At 73.0% G+C, this 21,973-nt stretch carries 22 protein-coding genes and 1 riboswitch; of the genes, 9 read left to right on the top strand and 13 right to left on the bottom strand.

Features of this window, described 5'->3' with window-relative positions:
- The first annotated feature begins 5 nt into the window (after positions 1-5).
- Positions 6-761 (top strand): decaprenylphospho-beta-D-erythro-pentofuranosid-2-ulose 2-reductase, encoded by a 756-nt coding sequence (locus ACN9MM_RS24180; RefSeq protein ID WP_426365674.1) that lies wholly within the window; start codon positions 6-8, stop codon positions 759-761.
- A 42-nt stretch (positions 762-803) separates the two neighbouring features.
- Here ACN9MM_RS24180 and ACN9MM_RS24175 read toward each other — a convergent pair whose 3' ends face one another.
- Both ACN9MM_RS24175 and trpS read right to left on the bottom strand, forming a co-directional pair.
- Positions 804-1,394 carry a 2'-5' RNA ligase family protein gene (locus ACN9MM_RS24175; RefSeq protein ID WP_426365672.1) on the bottom strand — a complete coding sequence of 197 codons (591 nt, stop codon included), beginning with the start codon at positions 1,392-1,394 and terminating at the stop codon, positions 804-806.
- Positions 1,395-1,488: 94 nt separating this feature from the next.
- Positions 1,489-2,502 carry a tryptophan--tRNA ligase gene (trpS, locus tag ACN9MM_RS24170; RefSeq protein WP_426365671.1) on the bottom strand — a complete coding sequence of 338 codons (1,014 nt, stop codon included), beginning with the start codon at positions 2,500-2,502 and terminating at the stop codon, positions 1,489-1,491.
- A gap of 56 nt (positions 2,503-2,558) precedes the next feature.
- Between trpS and ACN9MM_RS24165 the strand changes: the two genes are divergently transcribed.
- Together ACN9MM_RS24165 and ACN9MM_RS24160 are read left to right on the top strand one after the other, a co-directional pair.
- Positions 2,559-3,149, top strand: a complete 591-nt coding sequence (locus ACN9MM_RS24165) for an RNA polymerase sigma factor (protein WP_382862705.1) — start codon at positions 2,559-2,561, stop codon at positions 3,147-3,149.
- A 151-nt stretch (positions 3,150-3,300) separates the two neighbouring features.
- Positions 3,301-4,053: a hypothetical protein gene (locus tag ACN9MM_RS24160; RefSeq protein ID WP_426365669.1), complete on the top strand. Its 753-nt coding sequence runs from the start codon at positions 3,301-3,303 to the stop codon at positions 4,051-4,053.
- Between the two features lie 109 nt (positions 4,054-4,162).
- Here the strand turns inward: ACN9MM_RS24160 and glyA are convergent, their stop codons facing one another.
- Positions 4,163-5,446 (bottom strand): serine hydroxymethyltransferase, encoded by a 1,284-nt coding sequence (gene glyA / locus ACN9MM_RS24155; protein WP_426365668.1) that lies wholly within the window; start codon positions 5,444-5,446, stop codon positions 4,163-4,165.
- 64 nt (positions 5,447-5,510) lie between these two features.
- A riboswitch (ZMP/ZTP riboswitch) is annotated at positions 5,511-5,601 on the bottom strand.
- A 107-nt stretch (positions 5,602-5,708) separates the two neighbouring features.
- Between glyA and rocD the strand changes: the two genes are divergently transcribed.
- The gene (rocD, locus tag ACN9MM_RS24150) at positions 5,709-6,914 is read left to right on the top strand and encodes an ornithine--oxo-acid transaminase (RefSeq protein WP_426365667.1); all 1,206 of its coding nucleotides are present in this window, start codon (positions 5,709-5,711) and stop codon (positions 6,912-6,914) included.
- A 189-nt stretch (positions 6,915-7,103) separates the two neighbouring features.
- Positions 7,104-7,796, top strand: a complete 693-nt coding sequence (locus tag ACN9MM_RS24145; RefSeq protein ID WP_426365666.1) for a polysaccharide deacetylase family protein — start codon at positions 7,104-7,106, stop codon at positions 7,794-7,796.
- Here ACN9MM_RS24145 and ACN9MM_RS24140 read toward each other — a convergent pair whose 3' ends face one another.
- Both ACN9MM_RS24140 and ACN9MM_RS24135 read right to left on the bottom strand, forming a co-directional pair.
- Entirely contained in the window at positions 7,797-8,981 is a 1,185-nt protein-coding gene (locus tag ACN9MM_RS24140; RefSeq protein WP_426365665.1) for a glutathionylspermidine synthase family protein, read from the bottom strand.
- A 15-nt stretch (positions 8,982-8,996) separates the two neighbouring features.
- Positions 8,997-9,296 carry a hypothetical protein gene (locus tag ACN9MM_RS24135; RefSeq protein WP_426365664.1) on the bottom strand — a complete coding sequence of 100 codons (300 nt, stop codon included), beginning with the start codon at positions 9,294-9,296 and terminating at the stop codon, positions 8,997-8,999.
- A gap of 121 nt (positions 9,297-9,417) precedes the next feature.
- Between ACN9MM_RS24135 and ACN9MM_RS24130 the strand changes: the two genes are divergently transcribed.
- Positions 9,418-10,263, top strand: coding sequence for a hypothetical protein (locus ACN9MM_RS24130; RefSeq protein WP_426365662.1), 846 nt, complete (start codon positions 9,418-9,420; stop codon positions 10,261-10,263).
- A 33-nt stretch (positions 10,264-10,296) separates the two neighbouring features.
- Here ACN9MM_RS24130 and ACN9MM_RS24125 read toward each other — a convergent pair whose 3' ends face one another.
- The gene (locus ACN9MM_RS24125; protein WP_426365661.1) at positions 10,297-11,730 is read right to left on the bottom strand and encodes a PLP-dependent aminotransferase family protein; all 1,434 of its coding nucleotides are present in this window, start codon (positions 11,728-11,730) and stop codon (positions 10,297-10,299) included.
- A gap of 46 nt (positions 11,731-11,776) precedes the next feature.
- Here ACN9MM_RS24125 and ACN9MM_RS24120 point away from each other — a divergent pair, with 46 nt between their 5' ends.
- Positions 11,777-12,295, top strand: a complete 519-nt coding sequence (locus ACN9MM_RS24120) for a carboxymuconolactone decarboxylase family protein (RefSeq protein ID WP_426365660.1) — start codon at positions 11,777-11,779, stop codon at positions 12,293-12,295.
- Positions 12,292-13,026 (top strand): isocitrate lyase/PEP mutase family protein, encoded by a 735-nt coding sequence (locus tag ACN9MM_RS24115; protein WP_426365659.1) that lies wholly within the window; start codon positions 12,292-12,294, stop codon positions 13,024-13,026. The genes ACN9MM_RS24120 and ACN9MM_RS24115 overlap by 4 nt, the downstream gene beginning before the upstream one ends.
- 93 nt (positions 13,027-13,119) lie before the next feature.
- On the opposite strand, the gene ACN9MM_RS24110 is transcribed toward ACN9MM_RS24115, so the two are convergent.
- The 4 genes from ACN9MM_RS24110 to ACN9MM_RS24095 form a co-directional block, all read right to left on the bottom strand.
- Positions 13,120-14,109 carry a malate dehydrogenase gene (locus ACN9MM_RS24110; RefSeq protein WP_426365657.1) on the bottom strand — a complete coding sequence of 330 codons (990 nt, stop codon included), beginning with the start codon at positions 14,107-14,109 and terminating at the stop codon, positions 13,120-13,122.
- 201 nt (positions 14,110-14,310) lie between these two features.
- Positions 14,311-15,450, bottom strand: a complete 1,140-nt coding sequence (locus ACN9MM_RS24105) for a DUF2690 domain-containing protein (RefSeq protein WP_426365656.1) — start codon at positions 15,448-15,450, stop codon at positions 14,311-14,313.
- A 223-nt stretch (positions 15,451-15,673) separates the two neighbouring features.
- Positions 15,674-16,162, bottom strand: a complete 489-nt coding sequence (locus ACN9MM_RS24100; protein ID WP_426365655.1) for a DUF3017 domain-containing protein — start codon at positions 16,160-16,162, stop codon at positions 15,674-15,676.
- Position 16,163: 1 nt separating this feature from the next.
- On the bottom strand, positions 16,164-17,024 hold the full coding sequence (locus ACN9MM_RS24095) for a bifunctional methylenetetrahydrofolate dehydrogenase/methenyltetrahydrofolate cyclohydrolase (RefSeq protein WP_382862661.1): 861 nt from the start codon (positions 17,022-17,024) through the stop codon (positions 16,164-16,166).
- Between the two features lie 249 nt (positions 17,025-17,273).
- On the opposite strand from ACN9MM_RS24095, the gene ACN9MM_RS24090 reads away from it, so the two are divergent.
- Positions 17,274-17,885 carry a hypothetical protein gene (locus ACN9MM_RS24090; protein ID WP_426365654.1) on the top strand — a complete coding sequence of 204 codons (612 nt, stop codon included), beginning with the start codon at positions 17,274-17,276 and terminating at the stop codon, positions 17,883-17,885.
- A gap of 161 nt (positions 17,886-18,046) precedes the next feature.
- On the opposite strand, the gene ACN9MM_RS24085 is transcribed toward ACN9MM_RS24090, so the two are convergent.
- The 3 genes from ACN9MM_RS24085 to purN all read right to left on the bottom strand — a co-directional run bounded on the left by ACN9MM_RS24085 (position 18,047) and on the right by purN (position 21,825).
- Complete coding sequence (locus tag ACN9MM_RS24085) at positions 18,047-19,480, bottom strand: DUF2079 domain-containing protein (RefSeq protein ID WP_426365653.1); 1,434 nt, start codon at positions 19,478-19,480, stop codon at positions 18,047-18,049.
- Between the two features lie 175 nt (positions 19,481-19,655).
- The gene (gene purH / locus ACN9MM_RS24080; RefSeq protein WP_426365652.1) at positions 19,656-21,221 is read right to left on the bottom strand and encodes a bifunctional phosphoribosylaminoimidazolecarboxamide formyltransferase/IMP cyclohydrolase; all 1,566 of its coding nucleotides are present in this window, start codon (positions 21,219-21,221) and stop codon (positions 19,656-19,658) included.
- Positions 21,196-21,825 (bottom strand): phosphoribosylglycinamide formyltransferase, encoded by a 630-nt coding sequence (purN, locus tag ACN9MM_RS24075; RefSeq protein ID WP_426368811.1) that lies wholly within the window; start codon positions 21,823-21,825, stop codon positions 21,196-21,198. The genes purH and purN overlap by 26 nt, the downstream gene beginning before the upstream one ends.
- Positions 21,826-21,973 lie beyond the last annotated feature (148 nt).

The raw sequence follows: 21,973 nt of genomic DNA, 5'->3' as shown, positions 1-21,973 counted from the left end.
TTCCCGTGAAGGACGCCTTCGGTGCCCCGCAGTCCCTGCTCGTCCTCGGCGGCACCTCCGAGATCGGGCTCGCCACCGCCCGCCGGCTGATCGCTCGCCGTACCCGTACGGTCTGGCTGGCCGGCCGCCCCTCCCCCGCCCTCACGGCCGCCGCCGACTCGCTGCGCGCGCTGGGGGCGGAGGTGCGCACGGTGCCGTTCGACGCGCTCGACACCGAGTCGCACGAGGAGCGCCTCGGGAAGATCTTCACCGAGGGCGACATCGACATGGTGCTGCTCGCCTTCGGGGTCCTCGGCGACCAGGCGCGGGACGAGTCCGACCCGGTCGCGGCGGTCCGGGTCGCGCAGACCAACTACACGGGCGCCGTCTCGGCCGGCCTGGTGTGCGCGGGCGCGCTCCAGGCGCAGGGGCACGGTTCCCTGGTGGTGCTCTCCTCGGTGGCGGGCGAGCGGGCCCGCCGCGCGGACTTCATCTACGGCTCGTCCAAGGCGGGGCTCGACGCCTTCGCCCAGGGCCTCGGGGACGCGCTGCACGGCACGGGCGTGCACGTCATGGTCGTACGGCCCGGGTTCGTGCGCTCGAAGATGACGGCCGGGCTCGCTCAGGCGCCGCTCGCGACGACCCCGGAGGCGGTCGCGAGCGCGATCGAGCTGGGGCTGAGGCGGCGCTCGGAGACGGTGTGGGTGCCGGGGGCGCTGCGGATGGTGATGACGGCGGTACGGCATGTACCGAGGCCGCTCTTCCGGCGCCTGACGGTGTGACCGTACGGGCGTACGGGTGTACGGGTGAACCGGCGTACCGGCCTACGCCGTCGGCGCCGGTGCGTCCACCGGGCTGCCGCCCTGCGCGGGGACCGCCGAGATCGGGCGGCCGCTGCCGAACTCGTAGTCGTACAGCTTCCGCCAGACCCCGTCCGGGCCCTGCTCGTACAGCGCGAAGGAGCGGCAGGTCCAGGCCGCCTCGTACCCGGCGAGCTCCTCGAACGCCCGGTCCATCCCCTCCTCGGAGATGCCGTGCGCCACGGTGACGTGCGGGTGGTACGGGAACTGGAGCTCGCGCACCAGGGGCCCGGCCTCGTCCCGGATCCGGTGCTGGAGCCGGTTGCAGGAGGGCACGCCCTCCGCCAGCTTCACGAAGACGACCGGGGACAGCGGGCGGAAGGTCCCGGTGCCCCGGAGGCGTACGGGGAACGGCTGGTGGTCGGCGGCGACACCCGCGAGGTGCGCCTCGATCTCCGGCAGCCGCTCCTCGGCGACCTCGGTCGGCGGGACCAGGGTGACGTGCGTGGGGATGCCGTAGGCGGCCGGGTCCCCGAAGCCGGCGCGCCGCTCCTGGAGCAGGCTGCCGTAGGGCTCCGGGACCGCGATCGAAACGCCGAGCGTTACGGTCCCCACGTCGTTCTCCTCCGTCGTCCGTCGTCGAGTCGTGTGTGGTGGTGCAGCCGCCAGTGTGCGGCCTGCACCACCCTCGTGGCCAGGGTCCCTGGACTCAGTGCTTGGCGGGCAGGAAGCCGATCCGCTCGTACGTCTGGGCCAGCGTCTCCGCGGCGACCGCGCGGGCCTTCTCCGCTCCCTTGGCCAGGACCGAGTCCAGCGTCTCCGGGTCGTCCAGGTATTCCTGGGTGCGGGCCCGGAACGGCGTGACGAAGTCCACCATGACCTCGGCGAGATCCGTCTTCAGCGCGCCGTACATCTTGCCCTCGTAGCTCTTCTCCAGGTCCTCGACGGACGTGGCGGTGAGCGTGGACATGATGGTGAGGAGGTTGGAGACGCCGGCCTTGTTCTCCGGGTCGAAGCGGATCACCGTGTCGGTGTCGGTGACCGCGCTCTTGACCTTCTTCGCGGTGGCCTTCGGGTCGTCCAGGAGGTTGATCAGGCCCTTCGGCGAGGACGCCGACTTGCTCATCTTGATCGTCGGGTCCTGGAGGTCGAAGATCTTCGCCGTCTCCTTGAGGATGTACGGCTTGGGGATCGTGAACGTCTCGCCGAAGCGGCCGTTGAAGCGCTCCGCGAGGTCGCGGGTCAGCTCGATGTGCTGGCGCTGGTCCTCGCCGACCGGGACCTCGTGGGCCTGGTAGAGCAGGATGTCCGCGACCTGGAGGATCGGGTACGTGAAGAGGCCGACGCTCGCGTTGCCGACGCCCTGCTTGGCGGACTTGTCCTTGAACTGGGTCATGCGGGAGGCCTCGCCGAAGCCGGTGAGGCAGTTCATGACCCACGCGAGCTGGGCGTGCTCCGGGACGTGGCTCTGGACGAAGAGGGTGCAGCGCTCCGGGTCGAGACCGGCGGCGAGCAGCTGGGCGGCGGCGAGCCGGGTGTTGGCGCGCAGCTCGGCGGGGTCCTGCGGGACCGTGATCGCGTGCAGGTCGACGACCATGTAGAAGGCGTCGTGGGTCTCCTGCAGGGCGACCCACTGGCGGACGGCGCCGAGGTAGTTGCCGAGGTGGAACGAGCCTGCGGTGGGCTGGATTCCGGAGAGCACACGGGGACTGTCAGAGGCCATGCACATCATTCTCTCAGGTGTGGGAACCGATCCCCGACTGCCGGTGTATCAAGAGTGTGAGGACGCGGGAGGGGGGCCTGGTCGACGACGAGGCCGCGGTGATCGCCCGTGTGCGCGCCGGGGAGCCGGAGGCGTACGCGGAGCTGGTCCGCGCGCACACGGCGGTGGCGCTGAGGGCGGCCGTGGCGTGCGGCGCGGGCGCGGAGGCCGAGGACGTGGTGCAGCAGGCCTTCTTCAAGGCGTACCGGTCCCTGGGGCGTTTCAAGGAGGGTGCGGCGTTCCGTCCTTGGCTGTTGCGGATCGTCGCCAATGAGACCAGGAACACAGTGCGCTCGGCGGGTCGGCAGCGTGCCGTGGCCGGCCGGGAGGCGGATCTGCTCGGGGGCGAGCCTCGGATACCGGAGTCGGCGGACCCGGCGGTCGCGGCCGAGGAGCGGGAGCGGAGCCGGCGGTTGTGGGAGGCGCTGGACGGTCTCGCCGAGGACCATCGGCAGGTGGTGATCCACCGGTATCTCCTGGAGCTGGACGAGACGGAGACGGCCGTGGCACTGGGCTGGCCGAGGGGGACGGTGAAGTCCCGGCTGAGCCGGGCGCTGAAGAAGCTGGGGCGGGCGCTGGTGACGGAGGGAGGTGAGGGGCGTGGGTGAGGAGCGACACGGGCCGGACGGTCCGGGGCGCGGATCTGACGGTCCGGGGCGCGGGTCTGACGGGCGTCTGCCGGGCGGGCTGGGGGGCGGGTCCGGGGACGGTCTGACGGGTGAGCTGCGTGAGCTGGGGCGGCGGCTGCGGGTGCCGGACGTGGACGGCGAGACGATGGCCGAGCGGGTGCTGGCCCAGCTCCTCGCCGAGCACGTGCCGGTGCCGGAGCGGGTGCCCGAGCCGCGGCGGATCCGGTGGCGGACGCGTGCGGGGGCGTGGGCCCGGGAGCGGTGGCGGGCGGTGGTGGCCGGCCTGACCGGGGTGCTGATCGTGCTGGTGCTCACGCCTCCCGTGCGGGCGGCGGTGGCGGAGTGGTTCGGCTTCGGCGGGGTCTCCGTGCGGTACGACCCGGAGGGCGGCCGGCCGGTGCCGGGCGAGGCGTCGGCAGGCGGGGTGGTGCCGGGGTGCCCCGCCCCGGTGGACCTGGCGGAGGCCGGGCGCAGGGCGGGCTTCGCGCCGCTGATACCCGCCGCCCTCGGAGCGCCGGACGCGGTCGCGGTGACGGGGGCGGCGGAGCGGGGCCGGGCGGTGATCAGCCTGTGCTGGCGGGTCGGGGAGCGGACGGTCCGGCTGGACGAGTTCCCGGCGCGGCTGGAGCTGGGCTTCGTCAAGCAGGTGCCGGTGCAGCCGGAGGCGGTGACGCTGCCGGACGGGACGCGGGGGTACTGGTTCGCCCGCCCGCACCGGCTGACGTTCCCGCTGGAGACGGGCGACGGCGCGGTCTGGACCCACGCGGCGCGCCCCGCGGGCCCCACGCTCCTGTGGACCGGGAGCGCGGGGGCCGTGACCCTCCGTCTGGAGGGCATACCGGACCGGACGGAGGCCCTGCGCGTCGCGGGGACAGCGGGCTGACGGGCCGTCGGCCGACGACCGGCGGGCGGCGGGCGGCTGGCGGGCGGCGGGCGGCGGGCGAAGGCCCGGACGACCGGGTGTCGACCGGGTGCGGGTCGGACCGGGTGCGTCAGACCGGGAGGCCCGGGGCCGGGTAGGAGGCCATGAGGTCGGCGACCTCGGCGCGGACGGTGCGGAGGGCGTCCTCGTCGCCCGTGCCGGCGGCGGCGACGGCGCGGTCGATCCACTCGGCGACCTGGTCCATGTGGTCCGTGGTGAGGCCGCGGGAGGTGAGGGAGGGGGTGCCGATGCGGATGCCGGAGGGGTCGAACGGCTTCCGGGGGTCGTAGGGGACGGTGTTGTAGTTGACGACGATCCCGGCCCGGTCGAGGGCCTTCGCGGCGATCTTGCCGGGGACCCGCTTGGGCGTGAGGTCGATCAGGATCAGATGGTTGTCGGTGCCGCCGGAGACCAGGTCGAAGCCGCGGGCGAGGAGCGCCTCGGCGAGGGCCCTGGCGTTGGCGACGACGGCGTGGGCGTAGTCGCGGAAGGAGGGCTGGGAGGCCTCGCGGAGGGCGACGGCGATGGCGGCGGTGGTCTGGTTGTGCGGGCCGCCCTGGAGGCCGGGGAAGACCGCCTTGTCGAGGGCCTTGGCGTGCTCCTCGGTGGACATGAGCATGGCGCCGCGCGGGCCGCGGAGGGTCTTGTGGGTGGTCGTGGAGATGACGTCCACGTGCCCGACCGGGGAGGGGTGGGCGCCGCCCGCGATGAGGCCGGCGATGTGGGCGACGTCGGCGACGAGGACGGCGCCGGACTCGCGGGCGATCTCGCCGAAGGCGGCGAAGTCGATGGTGCGGGGCAGTGCGGTGCCACCGCAGAAGATGATCTTCGGGCGCTCCTTGAGGGCGAGCTCGCGGACCTGGTCGAAGTCGATCAGACCCCCGCCTTCGGAGATCGGAGCCTGGCGGACGCCGTACTGGACGCCGCGGAACCAGCTGCCGGTGGCGGAGACGCCCCAGCCGTGGGTGAGGTGGCCGCCCATGGGCAGGGCCATGCCCATGACGGTGTCGCCGGGCTGTGCGAAGGCGAGGTAGACGGCGAGGTTGGCCGGAGAGCCGGAGTAGGGCTGGACGTTGGCGTGGTCGACGCCGAAGAGGGCCTTGGCGCGCTCGATCGCGAGGGTCTCGACCTGGTCGATGTTCTGCTGGCCCTCGTAGTAGCGGCGGCCGGGGTAGCCCTCGCTGTACTTGTTCTGGAGGACCGTGCCGGAGGCTTCGAGCACGGCGGCGGAGACGTAGTTCTCGCTGGGGATGAGGCGGAGGGTCTCGGCCTGGAGCCGCTCCTCGGCGCCGACGAGGGCGGCGAGCTCGGGGTCGGCGGCGGCGAGCGCGGGGTGCTGCTGCGGGGTGGTCATGGTGGTGTCCTCCGGGCGTTCGGCGGAACGGTCCCGGGGCTGAGGTGCGCACGGGACCAGGGGCCCGTGATGCCCAGGCGAGCGGCACCTCGTGTGGTGGAGCGCGCACGGCTCCCCCGGGGTCGCTTCCCCGTACGCCAGTCGCCGTGCGTGATTCCAGGGTAGCTGGCGTGCCGTCGCCGAGGTTTCCCTGTCCGGCATCCGAGCGACGATAAGAAGGGGGCCATACGCACTCCCGAGCCGCAGGACGAACGGAGATCCCGTGTCGAGGACAGAAGACGCGATCGCTTCCGCGGACGCGCACAGCGCTCACAACTACCACCCCCTTCCGGTCGTCGTCGCCTCGGCGGACGGCGCCTGGATGACCGATGTCGAGGGCCGTCGCTACCTCGACATGCTCGCCGGGTACTCGGCGCTCAACTTCGGGCACGGCAACCGGCGTCTGATCGACGCCGCGAAGGCGCAGCTGGAGCGGGTGACGCTGACCTCGCGCGCCTTCCACCACGACAGGTTCGCCGAGTTCTGCACGCGGCTCGCGGAGCTGTGCGGCAAGGAGGCGGTGCTGCCGATGAACACGGGGGCGGAGGCGGTCGAGACGGCCGTGAAGACCGCCCGGAAGTGGGGGTACGAGGTGAAGGGCGTGCCGGACGGGCACGCGAAGATCGTGGTCGCGGCGAACAACTTCCACGGCCGGACGACGACGATCGTGAGCTTCTCGACGGACCACGAGGCGCGGGACCACTTCGGGCCGTACACGCCGGGGTTCGAGATCGTGCCGTACGGGGATCTGACGGCGATGGAGGCGGCCGTCACCGAGAACACGGTGGCGGTGCTGCTGGAACCGATCCAGGGGGAGGCGGGGGTCCTGGTGCCGCCGGCCGGGTATCTGGCGGGGGTCCGGGAGCTGACGCGCCGGCGGAACGTGCTGTTCATGGCGGACGAGATCCAGTCGGGGCTGGGCCGGACGGGGCGGACGTTCGCGTGCGAGCACGAGGGTGTGGTGCCGGACGTGTACATCCTCGGGAAGGCGCTGGGCGGCGGGGTGGTGCCGGTGTCGGCGGTGGTGGCCGACCGTGACGTGCTCGGGGTGTTCCGGCCGGGTGAGCACGGGTCGACGTTCGGCGGGAACCCGCTGGCCTGCGCGGTGGCCCTCGAGGTGATCGCGATGCTGCGGACGGGCGAGTTCCAGGAGCGGGCGGCGGAGCTGGGCGAGCACCTCCACGCGGAGCTGGGGCTGCTCGTGGGCGGCGGTGCGGTGGAGGCGGTGCGCGGGCGCGGGCTGTGGGCGGGCGTGGACATCGCGCCCGCGAAGGGGACGGGCCGGGAGATCTCGGAGCGTCTGATGGAGCGGGGCGTCCTGGTGAAGGACACGCACGGGTCGACGATCCGGATCGCTCCGCCGCTGGTCATCTCGAAGGAGGACCTGGACTGGGGCCTGGAGCAGCTGAGGGGCGTCCTGTCGGACTGACGGCGTCCGTCGCGGGTGGGGGCGACGGAACTGACGGCGCCCGTCGCGGGCGGGGCGACGGACTGACGGCGTCCCTCGTGGGTGGGGCGACGGACTGACGGGATCCGCTTTCACGAGGGCGGCGAGCGGGAGGGGCGGGGTCAACTCGGCTCATTGACACCGGACTTGGTCTAGGCCAATGATGCCGCCATGCCGAGACTCCGTCTGCGTCACGCCCTGCGTGCCGCGCTCGCCGCCCTCGTCCCGCTCGCGCTCCTCGGCGCGGTCGCCGGACCCGCGCACGCCGCCCCGGCGGCCTGGCCCGAGCCCGTCCCGGTGGTCTCCCGCGTGGAGACCACCGACCCGGTCGTCTTCATCACCGTCGACGACGGCTGGAACCACGACCCCGCCGCGGCGAGGCTGCTGCTCGACCGCCGGGTACCCGCCTCGCTGTTCCTGCTCCCCGGCGCCTACTCGTACGACTCCGGCTACTTCCACGCCCTGCTCGACCAGGGCCGCTCCCGCGTCGAGAACCACACCGTCGACCACCCCGACCTGACCACGCTCGACGCCGCGGGCCAGAAGGCGCAGGTGTGCGGGGCCCGCGACCAGCACCTCGCGCAGTTCGGCGACGGGCCCCGGCTGTTGCGCCCGCCGTACGGCACGTACGACGCGACCACCAGGACCACCGCCCGCGCCTGCGGGGCGAAGGCCCTGGTGACGTGGACGTACGACCTCACGACCTGGGGCGGGTGGACCCCGCCGGCCCCGCGGCTCAAGGCCGGCGACATCGTCCTGCTGCACTTCAACGAGACGGTGACGCAGGACCTTCGGCGGGCCCTGGACGCGGCCGAGGCGGCGGGCCTGACCCCCGCGCCGCTCCGCGACTACGTACCGGAGTAGCTAGAGGATCACGTGCGGGAGGAAGCGGGCGTACTCGTCGGTGACGGGCCCCGCCGACTCCCGGATGCCGAGCCCCGCCGCCTCGTCCTCGACGACCCACGCGCCGAGCACCACCCGGTTGCCGTCGAAGTCGGGCAGCGGGGCCAGCCCCTGGTAGCAGCAGGCCTCCCCGTCCCGTACGAAGGGCTCCGTACCGGCCTCGTGCAGGGTGACGCCCGCGCCCTCGCGGCCGAGCAGCGGCTTGGCGACCCAGCCGGTGGTCGAGGCGAGTTCGCGCGGCCCGTCGAGGTAGGCGGGGAGCAGGTTGGGGTGGCCCGGGTTCAGCTCCCACAGGACGGCGAGGAGCGCCTTGTTGGAGAGGAGCATCTTCCAGGCGGGTTCGATCCAGCAGGTGGTGCCGGTGCCGCCGCCGTTGTCGAGGGTGTCCAGGACGTGCCGGCCGAAGCGGTCGGTGGTCAGCCACTCCCACGGGTAGAGCTTGAAGCAGCTGCGGACGAAGCGGAGCCGGTCGTCCACGAAGCGCCGCGAGAGCCGGTCCCAGCCGATCCGTTCGACGGACAGCGCCTCGGTGTCGAGTCCGGCCTGCTGGGCGGTCTCGCGCAGGTACGCGACCGTCATCAGGTCCTCGCCGAGCTCGTCGCCGTCCGAGTGGGCGAAGTGGACGGGGCCGGGCGGGAGCAGGGGGGCCTGCCGCCGCCAGGCCTCGACGAGCCGCTCGTGGAGGGAGTTCCACTGGTCGGCGCCGGGGAACCGTTCCTCCATCCAGAACCACTGCGGGCTCGCGGCCTCCACGAGCGAGGTAGGGGTGTCGGCGTTGTACTCCAGCATCTTGGCCGGACCCGTGCCGTCGTAGCGGAGGTCGAAGCGGCCGTACAGGGAGGGGAGTTCGTCCCGTCGGCGCCAGGACTCGGCGACGAGGCCCGCCAGCTTCGGATCGGTGATCCCGAGCTCGGCGAATCGATCCTGCTCGACGATGTGCGCGGCTGCCTCGAGGGACAGCGCGTGCAGCTCCTCGACGACCTCCTCCAGGGCCTCGACCTCGGGCAGCGAGAAGGAGTAGTAGGCGCTCTCGTCCCAGTACGGGCGCAGCGAACCGTCCGGGTAGCGGGTCAGCGGGTAGACGAGGCCCTGCTCCTCGACCGTCTCCTGCCAGCCGGGCCGGGGCTCGATGGTGTGGCGTTCCACGGTGCCGGGCCCGCCTCAGCCGCCGCCGGTGCCGGAGCACCCGAAGCCGCCGGTGTCGACGGCGGTCTTGTCGAAGCTGCCGCCGCTGACGCGCTTGTCGCGGACGGAACCACCGTAGTAGTACGAACCGCGGTGGGTGGAGCCGTTGTCGTCGTCGTCGCTGCCGCCGCCGCTCCGGCACTCGTAGCTCGGCAGTTCCTCCCGGGTCAGCGGGTCCACGCACCGCTTGTCCGGTTCGGAACCGCACGCGGTGATCGTCGCCGCGAGCACACCCATCCCGCCGAGCACGACCGTGCTCGACCTCAGCCTGCGCATGTCCCTCGCCTCCCTTCACCGTCACGACCGCCTCGCGACCCGTCGCGACCGCACAGTGTAGGCCGGTGATTTCCGGCCTCACGGTCCGGAAGGGCCCTAGAGTCGTTTCGTGCTCCTCGGGATGATTTGTGCGCTCGCCTCGTCCGTCTGCTTCGGCGCGGCCTCGGTCCTCCAGGCGATGGCTGCCCGCGCCGCCGAGCCGGGGACGGGCAGCGGCGTCGACGTCGCGCTGATGTGGCGGGCCCTGCGGCAGTGGCGCTATCTCGCCGGCCTCGGGATGGACGGTCTCGGCTTCGTCCTGCAGATCGTGGCGCTGCGGACGCTGCCCATCTACGTGGTGGGCGCGGCCCTGGCCGCGAGCCTGGCGGTCACGGCGGTCATCGCCTCCCGGGTGCTGCGGGTGCGGCTGAGCCGGGTGGAGTGGGCGGCCGTGGCCGTCGTCTGCCTGGGGCTCGCGATGCTGGCGCTCGCCTCCGGCAAGGAGGGCCACCGGGAGCCCTCCGAGGCGCTGGACTGGGTGCTCCTGGGGATCTCCTTCGGGGTCCTGCTGGTCGGCTTGGCGGCGGGCCGGCTGCCGGAGAAGCCCCGGGCGCTGATCCTCGGCCTCGGGGCGGGCATCGGCTTCGGGGTGGTGGAGGTGGCGGTCCGGCTGATCGACGGCATCGACTTCGCCGACCCCGTCTGGTACGCGCTGATCGTCGGCGGCGGGGCCGCGTTCCTGCTGCTGACCTCGGCGCTCCAGCGCGGTTCGGTGACCACGGCGACGGCGGGCGCGGTGCTCGGCGAGACGGTCGGACCCGCGATCGTCGGCGTGACCTGGCTGGGGGACAGCACCCGGGAGGGGCTCGGCTGGCTGGCGATCACCGGTTTCGCCGTGGCGGTGGCAGGCTCCCTGACCCTGGCCCGCTTCGGCGAGGCCCCGGCCCCGGAGCCCAGCCGGAACCCGGCGCCGGAGACGTCGGCGTGAGGATGCGGGCGGCCCGGCCGACACGGACAGCCCCTACGGGAGCACCCCGCACAAGGCGCCGAGCGCGCCCTGCCAGCCGCTGTCCGGGGGTGTGGCGTAGCCGACGACGAGGCCGTCGAGGGTGGGCGGCACCGTGGGGCGGCGGAACTGGTTGACGCCCTGGACGGCGAGGCCGCGCCAGGCGGCGGCGCGCAGCGTGGCCTGCTCGGTGCCGGGCGGGAGGGCCAGGACGGCGTGTAGGCCGGCCGCGATGCCGCTGACCCGGGTCTCCGGCGAGTGTGCGGCGACGGCCGCCACCAGCTGGTCGCGGCGGCGCCGGTAGCGCAGCCGCATCGCCCGTACGTGCCGGTCGTACGCCCCCGAGCGCAGGAACTCGGCGAACGCCAGCTGGTCCGGCGCGCTCGACGACCAGTCCACCGCCCCCTTCGCCTCCGCCACCTCCACGGCCAGGTCCCGCGGCAGGACCATCCAGGCGAGGCGCAGCCCGGGGGCGAGGGACTTGCTCGCGGTGCCCAGGTAGACGACGCGCTCGGGGTCGAGGCCCTGGAGCGCCCCCACGGGCTGCCGGTCGTAGCGGAACTCCCCGTCGTAGTCGTCCTCCAGGACGAAGCCGCCGGAGGCGCGCGCCCAGTCGACGACCGCCGCCCGCCGGTCCGGGGGCAGGGCGCCGCCCAGCGGGTACTGGTGGGCGGCGGTCATCAGGACGGCCCCGCACCCTTCGAGGCCGGCCAGCTCCTCGGTCCTCGTGCCGCGTTCGTCGAAGCCCAGGGCGGGCGTGCCGAGTCCGGCCCGGCGCAGGAGGCCGTCGTGGAGATCGAGCCCGTACGACTCGACGGCCACGTCCCGCACGCCCCGGGCCCGCAGCACCTGGCCGATGAGCATCAGGCCGTGCACGAAGCCCGCGCAGATCACGATCCGCTCGGGCCGGGCGTGCACGCCCCGGGCGCGGGCGAGGTACTCGGCCAGCGCGGTGCGCAGTTCGGTCCGGCCGTGCGGATCGCCGTACCCGAAGGCCTCGTTGGGGGCGTCGGTGAGCGCCCGGCGGTACGCCTTGAGCCAGTCGGCGCGCGGGAAGGAGGCGAGGTCGGGGGTGCCCGAGTTGAGGTTGTGCACGGGCGCGGCAGGCCGGCGCCGGCCCGTGCCGGCCGACGGAGGGGACGGCGGGGCGGAGGACGGGGCGGAGGGCACCGGGGTGCGGGGCGCGGTCCGGCGGGCGACGCGCGTCCCGGAGCCCTGCCGGGCGGTGAGCCAGCCCTCGGCGACCAGTTCGGCGTAGGCGTCGGCGACGGTGTTGCGGGCCATGCCGAGGTCGGCGGCGAGCGAGCGGGAGGACGGCAGGCGGGTGCCGGCCTCCAGGCGCCCGCTGCGGACCGCCTCCCGCAGCGCGTCCATGAGGCCGGCGCGGAGCCGGGTGCCGCGGAGTTCCAGATGGAGGTCGGCCCCGAAAGTGGCCCAGTCGCTCGCCATGGAAATGGACCATACAGCTGCGCCATCCGCTTCGTACGGTGGACGCATGACGACCACGGACATGACGACGACGGAATCGACCGAGCAGACCGCGTACGCGCACGAGCACGCCCCCCGCCTCCCCTTCGCCGAGCGCGTCCCCGAGTTCTACCGGGCGATGATCAGGCTGGAGACGGCGGCCGCGAAGGACATCGACCCGACCCTGTACCACCTGATCAAGCTGCGGGCCTCGCAGATCAACCGCTGCGCGTTCTGCGTCGACATGCACAGCAAGGACGCGCTGGCGGAGGGCGAGAGCATCGAGCGGATCGTGCAGCTCCCCGCGTGGGAGGAGTCCCGGCACTTCTACACCGAGCGGGAGCTCGCGGCGCTCGCGCTCACCGAGGCGGTCACCGTCCTCACCGACGGATTCGTGCCCGACGAGGTGTACGCGAAGGCCGCCGCGCACTTCGACGAGACCGAGCTCGCCCGGGTCATCGCCGCGATCGTCACGATCAACGCGTGGAACCGGATCGGCGTCACCACCCGGATGACGCCCGGCCACTACACCCCGCGCCCCGCGTGAGCGCCGCGGAGCTGCGGGCCCTCCACCGGGGGCGGCCCGCGGACGGCCCGCTGGTGCTGCCCGGCCCGTGGGACGCGGCGAGCGCCCGCGCGTTCGAGGAGGCCGGGTATCCGGCGCTCGCCACACCGAGCGCCGGGATCGCCGCGTCGCTCGGGTACGAGGACGGGGCGACCCCGCCGGCGGAGATGTTCGCCGCCGTGGCGAGGATCGTCCGGTCCGTCTCCGTACCGGTCACGGCGGACCTGGAGGACGGGTACGGCCTTCCGGCGGCCGAACTGGTCGAGCGCGTACGGGAGTCCGGGGCGGTCGGCGTCAACCTGGAGGACAGCGGCCCCGGCCGGGCCCTCAAGGACCCGGAGGCGCACGCGGAGTGGCTGGCGGAGGTACGGGCCGCGGCCGGCCCCGATCTCTTCCTCAACGCGCGCGTGGACGTGTACGTGCGCCGGGCGCCCGGACCCCTGGAGGCGGCGATCGCCCGGGCACGGCGGTACGCGGCGGTGGGCGCGGACTGCGTCTACCCGATCATGGCCCCGCCCGCCGACCTGCCGGCCCTCCGCGCCGCCCTCGGCGACCTCCCGCTCAACGCGCTGGCCCTGCCGGGCGGCCCGTCGTTCCCGGAACTCGGGGGCCTGGGGGCCACGAGGATCACCTTCGGGGACGGGCTCCTGCGGAGGGCGCTGGCCGGGGTGTCGGCGACGGCCGCGGAACTCCTGGCCACCTCCGCCTTGTGAGTCCCCGCCAGGGCGTGGAGAAAACGGCGCCCCCGGGCCGTACGGTCGGTCGTACGGTCCGGGGGCGCCGGGTCTGTGGAGCTGGGATCAGCTTCAGATGAGGCCGAGCTCGCGAACCGCGTCGCGCTCCTCGGAGAGCTCCTTGACCGACGCGTCGATGCGGGCGCGGGAGAACTCGTTGATGTCCAGGCCCTGGACGATCTCGTACTTGCCGTCCTTGCAGGTGACCGGGAAGGAGGAGATCAGGCCCTCCGGGACGCCGTAGGAGCCGTCGGACGGGATGCCCATGGAGGTCCAGTCGCCCTCGGCGGTGCCGTTGACCCAGGTGTAGACGTGGTCGATGGCGGCGTTGGCGGCGGAGGCCGCGGAGGACGCGCCACGGGCGTCGATGATCGCGGCGCCGCGCTTGGCGACGGTCGGGATGAAGGTCTCGGCCAGCCACGCCTCGTCGTTGACGACCTCGGCGGCGTTCTTGCCGGCGATCTCCGCGTGGAAGATGTCCGGGTACTGGGTCGCGGAGTGGTTGCCCCAGATGGTGAGGCGCTTGATGTCCGTGACCGAGGACTTGGTCTTCTGGGCCAGCTGCGTCAGCGCGCGGTTGTGGTCCAGGCGGGTCATCGCGGTGAAGCGCTCGGCCGGGACGCCCTTGGCGGCGGACTGGGCGATCAGGGCGTTGGTGTTGGCCGGGTTGCCGACGACCAGGACCTTGATGTCGTCCGCGGCGTGCGCGGCGATGGCCTCGCCCTGCGGCTTGAAGATGCCGCCGTTGGCGGCGAGCAGGTCGCCGCGCTCCATGCCCGGGCCACGCGGACGGGCGCCGACGAGCAGGCCGATGTTGGCACCCTCGAAGCCCTTGTTCGGGTCGTCGAAGATGTCGATGCCCTTGAGCAGCGGGAACGCGCAGTCGTCGAGCTCCATGGCGGTGCCCTCGGCGGCCTTCACGCCCTGGGGGATCTCGAGGAGGCGAAGCTTGACCGGCACGTCCGCGCCGAGCAGGTGGCCGGAGGCGATGCGGAAGAGCAGCGCGTAGCCGATCTGGCCGGCCGCGCCGGTCACGGTGACATTCACGGGAGTGCGGGTCATGGCGATCTCCGTAAGACAGCTGGCGGTGGGGGTCCCTGCCCCTGGTGCGGGATAGCTCTCTTGATCGATCGGTGTCTCGACATGAAGAGATATCCAGCGGTCAGGCTATCCGACCCGGACCCCCGCCAATCCCCACCCCCTTGTGGTCCGGCTCACTGCCACCCGTCCGGGAGGCCCCCCGGGGGTGTGCTCCGCCGTCGGCTACGGCCGGGCGGTGCAGCCCTCGCGGCCGTCCGCGAGCGTGCCGCAGGCCCGCGCGTCGGCGCCCGACGCGGCGGCGAGCATCGGCGTGTACGCGTCCGTGCCGGCCGGGGCGGAGCCGTCCCCCACGGTGACTGTGGCGCCCCGGTCGGCGCCCGCGACCTCCACGGTGACCGTGTCCCCGGGGGCGGCCCCGGTGATCCGGGCCCAGGCGGCCGCGCAGGTGTCGCTGTACCGGAGCTCGACCAGGGCGGAGCCGACGCGGGTGCTCGCGACGGTGGTGGCGAGGTCGCCGCCGCACCCCGTGGCCTCCGCGTCCTGTCCTGCGCAGTCGGCGCCCGCGCATGTCACCCCCTGGGGGAGGTGGGCGCGCTTGGTCGGGGGCGGGGTCGTGGTGGCGGGCGGGGCGGCCGCGGGGGCGTCGGCGCCGCCCGTGCCGCCGAGGTCGACGAGGAGGAGGGCGGCGGCGACGAGCAGGGCGGCGAGGATCCCGGCCACGGAGAGGAGCACGGCCCGGGAGCGGGTCGGACGAGTCGGGCTGACCGGGCTGACCGGGCTGGCCGGACGGTCCGGGCTGGCCGGGCTGGCCTGTGCGGGAGGCTGCACGGGGTCGGCAGGGCGGGGGGCGCGGTCCGGGTCGATCCGCCGGATCTGCAGGGTGCGGTCGTCGCCAGGAGGACGGGAGACCTGCCGGGCTTCCTGACCGGCCTCCTGCCGGGCCTCCTGGCCGACTTCCGGAACCTCCTGGCCGGCCTCCGGAACCTCACGAGCGACCTCGGGAGCCTCACGTACCGCACGCGACTCGGGTACGTCACGAGCCCCGCGTACGTCACGGGCCTCGGGCCCCTCGTCGCTCCCAGGGGCCGTACGGGCCGCGACCCAGGCGCGCCCGGCGCGGTCCCACCGGGTCGCCAGGTCCCCGGTGTCGGCGCCGGTCAGTTCGGCGAAGTCCACGACGGCGGTGCTGGGCACGGGTCGGCGCGCGTCCAGATACGCGTCCCACACCGCCCGTTCGCGCCCGGTCCGCTCGGAGACGGCCGCGACGTCGAGGCCGCTGTGGTCGAGCAGGCGCCGCAGCTCTTCCGTGAACGCGCGAATGTCCGCGTCGAGTTCGTCCGGCAGCAACTTCCAGCCAGGCATGCGCACCCCCTTCTCCCCTGCCGATTCCGCCTCACCGAAGGATGGCAGTTCCTGGGAGGCCGCGCGTCCCGGATGCGGAGGCGACGTAGCGGAATGGTCACTTCCGTGCCACAGCGCACCGACGGACCTTGAACCAGCGTTGGCACGTACATGACCCTTGATCGGGACGGCGCCCGCCCTCCCACGGGGGAGAGGGTGGGCGCCGCGCCCCACGGATCGCCGGCTACGTCACCGTGAGGTGGAGTACGTCCTCCAGGAACGGGATCCGCAGCCAGGGATGCGGCTGGACCATGAGCGCGAGCAGCACGATCAGGCCACCCATCACCCCGTACGTGATCACGTCCGTGAAGCGGGAGCGGACGGCCAGCATGCCGACGGACGGCAGCACCCGGCGCATCGCCGCACCCGTGAGGAGCGCCGCCCCCACCAGGATCGCCCCCACCCGGAAGGCCTGGGGGAACGGATCCGTCCCCACCACGACCAGGCCGAGCCCGGCGAGCACGAGGACGGTGAGCAGCGGCCACTGACGCGCGGGTGCCGGGGCGTCACCGGGGGCCGCCCGGCCGCCGCCCTCGGGGCGCACGGTGTCGGTGGTGACGGTGGGCGGCCGCCGCCGCGGCCCGCCCTTCGTCCCGGCCTCCGCGGCACCCTTGTCGTCCGCGGGCGCCGCCCCGTCCGGGGTCCCGGGCGCCTCCGGGGTCCCGGAGGTCACGTCAGAGCGCCGCGGCCGCGCGCTCGGCGGCCTCGACGACGTTGACGAGGAGCTGGGCACGGGTCATCGGGCCCACGCCGCCGGGGTTCGGGGAGATCCAGCCGGCCACCTCGGCGACACCGGGGTGGACGTCGCCGACGATCTTGCCCTCGCCGTTGCGCGAGACGCCGACGTCGAGGACGGCCGCGCCCGGCTTCACGTCCTCGGGCCGGATGAGGTGCGGCACGCCGGCCGCCGCGACGATGATGTCGGCGTTGCGCAGGTGGGCCGCGAGGTCCCGGGTGCCGGTGTGGCACTGGGTCACGGTGGCGTTCTCGGAGCGGCGGGTCAGCAGCAGCGGCATCGGGCGCCCGATGGTGACACCGCGGCCGACGACCACGACCTCGGCGCCGTTGATCTCCACGCCGTGGCGGCGGAGCAGGGTGATGACGCCGTTCGGCGTGCAGGGCAGCGGGGCGGGCTCGTTGAGGACGAGCCGGCCGAGGTTGGTCGGGTGCAGACCGTCCGCGTCCTTGGACGGGTCCATCAGCTCCAGGATGCGGTTCTCGTCGATGCCCTTGGGCAGCGGCAGCTGGACGATGTAACCGGTGCACTCCGGGTCCTCGTTGAGCTCCCGGACGACCGCTTCGATCTCCTCCTGGGTGGCGGTGCCCGGCAGGGTGCGCTGGATGGAGGCGAGGCCGACCTCCGCGCAGTCGCGGTGCTTTCCGGCGACGTACTTCTGGCTGGCCGCGTCGTCACCGACCAGGACCGTGCCGAGGCCGGGCGTGATGCCCTTCTCCTTGAGGGCCGCCACACGGACGGTCAGATCGGACTTGATCGCGGCTGCGGTGGCCTTGCCATCGAGAATCTGGGCGCTCATGGAGACATCCTCCCGGATGAACCCCGCCTTGTTCCAATTCGCTCCCGTGGAGCGGCCGGCGAAGTGGAACGACAGGTTGCATCTGCACAACTCCATGACCTATCGACTGGACAAGAACTCGCCATTGCGACGACGATGATCCGCGTAGTACCGCGGAAAGTGCCGGGGGGAATCCGCTCAAATGCCGTGAACGTCCTCCGCGCGGGCCGCGTCGTCCCCGCACAGAGAAATTCACGGAGGAATCCCGCGATGAGCTTCGGCGACCCGAACAACCCCTACGGCCAGCCGCAGGGACAGGGCCAGCAGCCCGGGCAGCAGCCCGGCTACGGGTACCCGCAGCAGGCCCCGCAGGGCGTGCCGCAGCAGGGCTACGGCTACCCGGCGGCCCCGCCGGTCTCCCCGTACGGCGGCGGCTACCCCGGCGCGGCGATGGTGATGCCCGGGGGTGTGAAGGCCGCGCGCGTGATCCTCTGGATCCTCGGCGTCCTCCAGGTCCTGATCGGCATCATCATGGCCCTCGCCGGCGGCTGGTTCGCCGACCAGCTCTCGAACTCGTCCGAGTTCGAGAACACGGACGGCGCCGCGGCCGCGGTCACGGGCGTGTTCGTGGTCTTCGGCATCATCTTCGTCGCCTTCGGCGTGTGGGCGATCATGATGGCCGTGAAGTCCGCCACCGGTGGCAACGGCATCCGCATCTCGGCGATCGTCTACGGCTCGCTCTCGACCCTGGGCAGCCTCGTCAACCTGCTCGGTGGCAACGTCTTCGCCCTGGTCAGCCTCGCCCTCGGCATCCTGATCATCGTCTTCTACGCGAAGTCGGACGCCTCGGCCTGGTTCAACCGGAACAAGCAGCAGTACTGAACCGCATGACGTGAGTGAGGGGCGGGATCCGTACGGGATCCCGCCCCTCACTCGTGTTCACCGCCGCGGTTCACCGCCGCCGTTCACCGCCGCCGTTCACCGCCGCCGTTCACCGCCGCCGTTCACCGCCGCCGTTCACCGCCGCCGTTCACCGCCGCGGTTCACTGCCGCTTCAGGACCGCGAAGCCGTCCGAGCGGTACGTGATCTCGTACCGCGCCTCCGGATGCAGTTGCGAAGCCAGCTGCGCCGGATCCGACACCTGCTGCCCCCATCCGCGCAGGTCGAAGGCGAGATAGTCCGGGGTGGCCCCCTTAGACGTGCCGACCCAGTAGACCCGGTGGTCCGCCGTGAGGTGGGCCAGGAGCGAGACGTCCGCCTCGACGCTCACCCCCTCCGGCACCGCGTCGACCGCCGCCTGCGCCTCCTGGGTCCGGGTGTCCGTCCGGTACGTCTCCGCCTTCGTCAGCTCCCGCAGCGGCAGGTTCGCCGCGAGGACGAGCGCGACGGCCGTGGCGACCGGGACGGCGACCTTCCCGTACGAGGCGAGCCAGGCGCGCGGCGAGGTGCGGACCGAGCGGACGCCGTCCACGAGGGCCAGGAAGACCACCGGCATCAGGATCGCGCTGTAGTGCCAGTGCATGCCCCAGTGGTTGGGGTCCTGGGAGAGGAAGCGCCAGCCCAGGGTCGGCAGGACGAGCAGGACCAGCGGGGAGCGCAGGGCGAGGAAGCCGGTGATCGCGAGCAGGTAGAACACCATCTCCCACCGCTCGCCGGAGCCGAGGGCGTCGGCGACGACCTGGCCGAAGGAGGTGTCGGCGCCCTGACCCGTCTTCTCGATCTTGGACCAGTAGTCGTACTGGCCGAGCGCGCTCGCCGCCGGGATCAGGACGAGGACCGTCAGCGCGAAGGCGGCCGTGCCGAAGCCCGCCAGGGCCGCGCCCAGCTTCTTCTGCCCCTTCAGGAAGAGGACCGCGCCGACCATGGCGACGGTGAGGCCCATGTCCTCCTTGACGAGGACGAGCGGGGCGGACCAGGCGGCGGCCGCGGTCCAGCGCCCGAGGAGCAGGGCCCGGCAGGTCAGGGCGAGCAGCGGGACGGCGAAGGCGATCTCGTGGAAGTCGGACTTGACGGCCTCCTGGAGCCCCCAGGACAGCCCGTACGCGACGGTCAGTCCGATGCCGGCGGCCCGGCTGCCCAGGATCTGTTGGGTGGTGCGGCCGACGACGACGGCGGAGGCGGCGAAGAGCGCGGCCTGCCCGAAGAGCAGGGAGACCGGCGAGGGCCAGATCCAGTAGAGCGGCGCGAGCAGCGCGGTGACGGGGCTGAAGTGGTCGCCGAGTATGGGGAAGCCGGGGCCCTTGATGTCGACGACGGGGGCCCGGAACTCGGCGTACGCCCGGACCGACTGCCCGAAGATCCCGAGGTCCCAGGAGGGCGTGCGGAACTGCGCGTACTGGACCCAGGAGTACAGGAAGTACAGGGCGCACAGGACGCCCGCGAGGATCAGGTACGGGCGTATCGGGGCCGGGGAGAGACCGTCGGACGGCTCCGCGTCGGTGGACTCCGCAGCGGGCCTGTTCAGTACGTCCAACACCACGTCCCCCACTACCGGCGGCCGACAAAAGAGCAACCCATTAGACCAGAGTCCACCCGATCGGCGGATCCGCCGATCACCGATCCACGGTCGAGCGGGGCGGCCCGCCGGTACCCCGTGGGTACCGGCGGGCCGCCCCGCTCATGTCGCGTGCGTCAGGGGAGACGCCTGCGTGTCAGTGGAAGAAGTGGCGCGTGCCCGTGAAGTACATCGTCACGCCGGCCTTCTTCGCCGCCTCGACGACGAGCTCGTCGCGCATCGAGCCGCCCGGCTGCACGACCGCCTTCACGCCGGCCGCCGTGAGGATCTCCAGGCCGTCGGGGAAGGGGAAGAAGGCGTCAGAGGCGGCGTAGGAGCCGCGCGCCCGCTCCTCGCCCGCCCGCTCGACGGCCAGCTTCGCGGAGTCGACGCGGTTGACCTGGCCCATGCCGACGCCGACCGAGGCGCCGTCCTTGGCGAGCAGGATCGCGTTGGACTTCACCGCGCGGCAGGCCTTCCAGGCGAAGGCGAGCTCGGCGAGCTCCTCGGCGGAGAGCGCCTCGCCGGTGGCGAGGGTCCAGGCGGCCGGGTCGTCGCCCTCGGCCTGGAGGCGGTCGGTGACCTGGAGGAGGGCGCCGCCGTCGATCGGCTTGACCTCGACCGGGTTGGCCGGGGCGCCCTCGGCCTTCAGGACGCGGATGTTCTTCTTCTTGGCGAGGATCTCGACCGCGCCGTCCTCGTAGCCGGGGGCCACGATGACCTCGGTGAAGATCTCCGCGACCTGCTCGGCCATCGCGACGGAGACCGGGCGGTTGACGGCGATGACGCCGCCGAACGCGGACAGCGGGTCGCAGGCGTGCGCCTTGCGGTGGGCCTCGGCGACGTCGGCGCCGATCGCGATGCCGCACGGGTTGGCGTGCTTGATGATCGCGACGCAGGGCTCGGTGTGGTCGTACGCGGCCCGGCGCGCGGCGTCGGTGTCCGTGAAGTTGTTGTACGACATCTCCTTGCCGTGCAGCTGCTCGGCCTCGGCGAGGCCGCCCGTGCCGTCGACGTAGAGCGCGGCGCCCTGGTGCGGGTTCTCGCCGTAGCGCAGGACGTTCTTGCGCTCGTACGTGGCACCCAGGAAGTCGGGGAAGCCGCTGTCGTCGGCGGCCGCGTAGTCGTCGGCGAACCAGGAGGCCACGGCCACGTCGTACGCGGCGGTGTGCTGGAAGGCCTCGGCCGCGAGCCGCTTGCGGGCGGTCAGGTCGAAGCCGCCGGCCTGGACGGCGGCGAGCACGTCGGCGTACCGCTCGGGGCTGGTGACGATCGCGACCGACGGGTGGTTCTTGGCCGCGGCGCGGACCATCGACGGGCCGCCGATGTCGATCTGCTCGACGCACTCGTCCGGAGTGGCGCCGGAGGCGACCGTCTCGCGGAACGGGTAGAGGTTCACGACGACGAGGTCGAAGGGCTCCACACCGAGCTCGGCGAGCTGCTCGCGGTGCGACTCCAGGCGCAGGTCGGCGAGGATGCCGGCGTGCACGCGCGGGTGGAGCGTCTTGACCCGACCGTCGAGGCACTCGGGGAAGCCGGTCAGCTCCTCGACCTTGGTGACGGGGACCCCGGCGGCGGCGATCTTCCCGGCGGTGGAGCCGGTGGAGACGAGCTCGACACCGGCCTCGTGCAGACCGCGGGCCAGCTCCTCGAGCCCCGTCTTGTCGTAGACGCTGACCAGCGCGCGGCGGATGGGCTTAACGGTGTCCGTGTTCACCGACATGAACCTTTCGTCCCTCAATGCGGTAGCCGTGCCGGGCGAGACGCCCCACGACGTCGACGAGCAGCGAGCGCTCGACTTCCTTGATGCGCTCGTGCAGAGCGGCTTCATCGTCCTCGTCCCGCACCTCGACCACGCCCTGGGCGATGATCGGGCCGGTGTCGACACCGTCGTCGACGAAGTGGACGGTGCACCCGGTGACCTTCGCCCCGTAGGCGAGGGCGTCACGCACCCCGTGGGCACCGGGAAAACTGGGGAGCAAGGCCGGGTGGGTGTTGACGACCCGGCCGCCGAAGCGGGCGAGGAACTCCTTGCCGACGATCTTCATGAATCCGGCCGAGACGACGAGGTCCGGTTCGTACGCGGCGGTGGCCTCGGTCAGCGCGCGGTCCCACTCCTCGCGGGTCGCGTGGTCCTTCACCCGGCACACGAAGGTGGGCAGTCCGGCGCGCTCGGCGCGCTCCAGACCGACGATGGAGTCGCGGTCGGCGCCGACGGCGACGATCTCCGCGCCGTACCCCTCGGGGTCGGCGGCGATGGCGTCGAGGAGGGCCTGCAGATTGGTACCGGAGCCGGAGACCAGGACGACGAGGCGGGCGGCAGCCACTGTGGTCACTCTTTCCGTGGAGTTCGTGCGGTCGTACGAACGAATCGTGCCCCTCGATACGGGTAACCCTACGAATGGCTCGAACGTCAGCAACGATACCGGCACACGGGACGGCCCCCACGGGACGGGGGCCGACCAGGGCGGTAGC

It is taken from the genome of Streptomyces sp. E-08, from assembly GCF_049913095.1.
Classification (GTDB): Bacteria; Actinomycetota; Actinomycetes; order Streptomycetales; family Streptomycetaceae; genus Streptomyces.
The sequence above is the reverse complement of the archived record's forward strand: the minus strand, read 5'-3'. Positions and strand labels throughout refer to the sequence as shown.

Bases quoted from the DNA above. Each gene is read 5' to 3' on its own strand.
- trpS (WP_426365671.1), bottom strand. From the start codon at position 2,502: ATGGCCTCTGACAGTCCCCGTGTGCTCTCCGGAATCCAGCCCACCGCA.
- glyA (WP_426365668.1), bottom strand. From the start codon at position 5,446: ATGACCACCCCGCAGCAGCACCCCGCGCTCGCCGCCGCCGACCCCGAG.
- ACN9MM_RS24145 (WP_426365666.1), top strand. From the start codon at position 7,104: ATGCCGAGACTCCGTCTGCGTCACGCCCTGCGTGCCGCGCTCGCCGCC.
- ACN9MM_RS24135 (WP_426365664.1), bottom strand. From the start codon at position 9,296: ATGCGCAGGCTGAGGTCGAGCACGGTCGTGCTCGGCGGGATGGGTGTG.
- ACN9MM_RS24130 (WP_426365662.1), top strand. From the start codon at position 9,418: ATGATTTGTGCGCTCGCCTCGTCCGTCTGCTTCGGCGCGGCCTCGGTC.
- ACN9MM_RS24125 (WP_426365661.1), bottom strand. From the start codon at position 11,730: ATGGCGAGCGACTGGGCCACTTTCGGGGCCGACCTCCATCTGGAACTC.
- ACN9MM_RS24120 (WP_426365660.1), top strand. From the start codon at position 11,777: ATGACGACCACGGACATGACGACGACGGAATCGACCGAGCAGACCGCG.
- ACN9MM_RS24110 (WP_426365657.1), bottom strand. From the start codon at position 14,109: ATGACCCGCACTCCCGTGAATGTCACCGTGACCGGCGCGGCCGGCCAG.
- ACN9MM_RS24105 (WP_426365656.1), bottom strand. From the start codon at position 15,450: ATGCCTGGCTGGAAGTTGCTGCCGGACGAACTCGACGCGGACATTCGC.
- ACN9MM_RS24095 (WP_382862661.1), bottom strand. From the start codon at position 17,024: ATGAGCGCCCAGATTCTCGATGGCAAGGCCACCGCAGCCGCGATCAAG.
- ACN9MM_RS24090 (WP_426365654.1), top strand. From the start codon at position 17,274: ATGAGCTTCGGCGACCCGAACAACCCCTACGGCCAGCCGCAGGGACAG.
- purH (WP_426365652.1), bottom strand. From the start codon at position 21,221: ATGTCGGTGAACACGGACACCGTTAAGCCCATCCGCCGCGCGCTGGTC.